Origin of the sequence: Mesorhizobium sp. M7A.F.Ca.ET.027.03.2.1 (assembly GCF_003999175.1) — a bacterium.
In the GTDB taxonomy this organism is placed as follows: domain Bacteria; phylum Pseudomonadota; class Alphaproteobacteria; order Rhizobiales; family Rhizobiaceae; genus Mesorhizobium.
On record NZ_RZOM01001675.1, the window covers coordinates 1 to 735 of the forward strand.

Annotated in this window: 1 protein-coding gene; it reads left to right on the forward strand. The window is 61.9% G+C overall.

Translation table 11 applies throughout. From position 1 onward, the window contains the following. Positions 1–235: 235 nt before the first annotated feature. On the forward strand, positions 236–735 hold a 500-nt coding region (locus EN750_RS37280), incomplete at its 3' end, for an SDR family NAD(P)-dependent oxidoreductase (protein ID WP_127399476.1).

Genomic DNA, 735 nt, shown 5'->3' on the forward strand with positions numbered 1-735 from the left:
GTGCCGGAACCCACCTGCCGCCGACGAACATCGGCCGGAATTCGCCGTGGTAGAGCGCCGTGGCCTTCGCCCGCGGGTCGAAATTCAGCGTCATCCCTTCCTCCTCACAATTCCGTGGCGACTATGCCTCCCACGCCGGTCGACCTCAAACAAGGAAAGCTAAAAGGGCGTTCAGATAATCGGACTGTGCAATGTACGCGACTTCCCCGATGGTGCCGGCAACGGAGGAACAGATATGAGACTTGCTGGCAAGGTCGCCATCGTCACTGGCGGCGGTTCAGGATTTGGCGAAGGCATCGTCAGGAAATTCGTCACCGAAGGTGCGCGGGTCGTGTTGATGGACCGTGATGAGGCCGCCGCGGCCCGCGTTGCTGCCGAAGTCGGCAAAAATGTGCGGCCAATCACTGGCGACGTCTCGACACTCGCAAGCTTCGAAGCGGCGGCAGACCTGGCCCGCTCGGCCTTTGGCGGTCTCGACATACTGGTCAACAATGCCGGCGTGGCCCAGCCGCCCCTGGCGCTCGAGACGATGGACGAAGAGATGTTCGACCGGATCGCCAACGTCAACATGCGATCCATCTACAATGGCGCCCGTGCGGTCGTTGCGCATTTCAAATCCATCAAATCGGGCGCCATCCTCAACGTCGCCTCCACCGGCGGCGTCTCGCCGCGCCCGAATTTGACTTGGTACAATGCTTCCAAAGGCTGGGCGATTGCCGCCACCCGGGCCATGGC